Raw genomic sequence first — 2705 nt, 5'->3', positions numbered from 1 at the left:
AATATATATAATTATAAAACACAAATAATACAAATTTATAATAAAAAAGGTAAAAAACTCAAAATTATCAAAAAAAATATAGAAGGAATTATTATGTTAAAAACAACAACCTTTATTTGTGAAACCTGTGGTAAGATTAGTGATGTTGGATATATTTATAATGAAATAGGAAATTTTAAAGTTTATCAAGTAAGAAAGTATAAAACTTTATATTTACATTTAGGAGTCTTATTGCAAGGTTGTTTATTTATTTATAATAATGTAAATATTTATCTAGATAAAGTGGTTAGGTATAAAATAAGTATTCATCATACTGTAATGCATTTAGTAAATGCAATGTTTAAAAGAGTTTTAAATATAAAATTAGTGAACAAAGGCTTTTTTATAAATTCAAAAACACTAACATTTGATTTTAATAATTATAAAAACCTTTCAAATAGAACATTATTTATTATTGAACAATTACTAAATAATGAATTTATAACATCAACTATAATTTTAAAAAAACAAACATCAAAACAATTAAAAAAAAATATACAACTAAATTTAGTAGTTATAGGCAACGAGGGTAGTTTTTCAATAGAAATATGTAATGGAATGCATATAAAAACTACAAGAACTATTGGTTGTTTTTGTATTGTTTCAGATAAAACTATATCTAAAGGAAGACGTCGTATTGTGGCCTTAACTAATAAAAACGCTATACATTATGTTTTAAAAAATCTTTTAATTATTAAAAACATATCTTATAACATAAAACAAAATATAAAAAATATAGAAAATAATATAAAAAATATTTTAAATAAACAAAAAATATATCTTGATTATTTAAAACACTTGAAACAAAAAAAAAGAAAACAAATAATAAAAATGTTATTAGATCAAACGTTTTATATATTTGACTATAAAATTTTATTTACAAAAATTAAGCTTGACTCTAAAAAAGATTTATTATTTATAATAAATAAAATAGCAACTAAATTAGTAAAAAAAAGTATAATAATTTTATATGGGTTAAAAACACATTTTATAAATGTATTTATTAAAGTAACTAAAGATTGTTTAAAACTTTTTACCATAAGTTGTGAAAATTTAAAAAATTTTTTTAAAACAAAACAAACAATTATTTGTATTACATATCATGATTTATCGTATATAAAAACGTGTATAAAAAGTTTTAGTATATGTTTTACTAAAACAGTTAAAACAATTATACAAAATATTTTAATTAAATATAAATGAGAATAATAATGGGAATTATTGTGCAAAAATTTGGAGGAACATCAGTAGGGTCAATAAAAAATATAAAAAATATTGCAAAACAACTCAAATTATTTTATAAAAAAAAGCAGAAACTAATTGTTGTAGTATCTGCAATGAGCGGAGAAACCAATAGATTATTAATTTTAGCTAAAAAATTGTATAATGAACAACAAGTAAATAATATTTACAACAATAGAGAGTTAGATATTTTGATATCAACAGGTGAACAAATAACTATGTCTTTATTATCGATGGCTTTAAATATGCTGGGAGTTAAATCTAAATCTTATACAGGAGCACAATTATCTATATTTACAGATAGTGTGTATACAAAAGCTCGTATACAACACATAGATACTTCAATAATAAATAAAGATATAAACAATAATATTCTTGTAATAGTAGCTGGTTTTCAAGGAATAGATAAATATGGAAATATAACTACTTTAGGACGAGGGGGTTCCGACACTACTGCAACTGCTTTGGCATCAGCAATTAAAGCAGATGAATGTCAAATATATACAGATGTATCTGGGGTATATACCACAGATCCTAGACTATGTAATAAATCCAGTTTAATTTCATATATAACAGTTGAGGAAATGTTAGAATTGTCTAGTTTAGGTTCCAAAGTTTTACAAACACGTTCTGTTGAGTTTGCTGTAAAAACTAATATACCTTTACGAGTTTTATCTATTTTTGACAATAATCCAGGTACTTTAATAATAAAAAAGAGGTCTATTTTAGAGAACATTATAGAAAAACAGGTAATTTCAGGGATAACATATAATTGTAAAGAGGCAAAAACAACTGTTTTTGTTACTGATGTAGTACCAGGGGCTTGTTATAAATTTTTAAAAAAACTAAAGGAGTATAATATAGAAAGTAACATTCAAAATAAAAAAAAAATACAGAAGAAATTTGTTATAACTTTTACAATTTCAAAAGATTATTATAAAACTACAAAAATGTACAATATATTACAAGAATATGTGTGTAATAACTTAGGTGGAAAATTATCCTGTGATAATAAAATTGTTATAATTTCAATTGTAGGAGTTGGAATAAACTCTCATAAGTATATAGCCAAAAAAATATTATCTAATTTAGAAAAAACTGGTATCATTCTTATTTTGGTGTCTACCTCAGAAATAAAATTGTCAATAATTATTAATGAGAATTATACTGCGTTAGCCGTAAAAGTCTTACACACAGCTTTTAACTTAGATATTAACTCTATTAAAGAAGAAATATAAGGAGAGGTGGCCGAGGGGTTTAAGGCGCCCTTCTGCTAAAAGGGTATAGCTAAAAACTATCGAAGGTTCAAATCCTTCTCTCTCCATCCTAACGTAATACTTTGTTCTTTTATTTGTTGTGTTGAGATGAGATGAAGTGTGTTGTGTTGAGATGTTGTTTTTTGAATTGATATGCTTTTGTTTTTA

At 23.1% G+C, this 2705-nt stretch carries 2 protein-coding genes and 1 tRNA gene; all 3 read left to right on the top strand.

Features of this window, described 5'->3' with window-relative positions; translation table 11 throughout:
* Positions 1-1242 (top strand): alanine--tRNA ligase-related protein (locus H7S46_RS01485; protein ID WP_183043066.1); only part of this gene is annotated, 1242 nt, incomplete at its 5' end.
* An 8-nt stretch (positions 1243-1250) separates the two neighbouring features.
* A complete protein-coding gene (locus tag H7S46_RS01480) occupies positions 1251-2519 on the top strand; it encodes an aspartate kinase (RefSeq protein ID WP_183043065.1) in 1269 nt (422 codons plus the stop codon).
* Positions 2520-2605, top strand: a tRNA-Ser gene (locus H7S46_RS01475). It begins immediately after the preceding gene.
* The last annotated feature ends 100 nt before the right edge of the window (positions 2606-2705 follow it).

It is taken from the genome of Candidatus Portiera aleyrodidarum (genome assembly GCF_902713745.1).
Classification (GTDB): Bacteria; Pseudomonadota; Gammaproteobacteria; order Johnevansiales; family Johnevansiaceae; genus Portiera; species Portiera aleyrodidarum_D.
The sequence above is the reverse complement of the archived record's forward strand: the minus strand, read 5'-3'. Positions and strand labels throughout refer to the sequence as shown.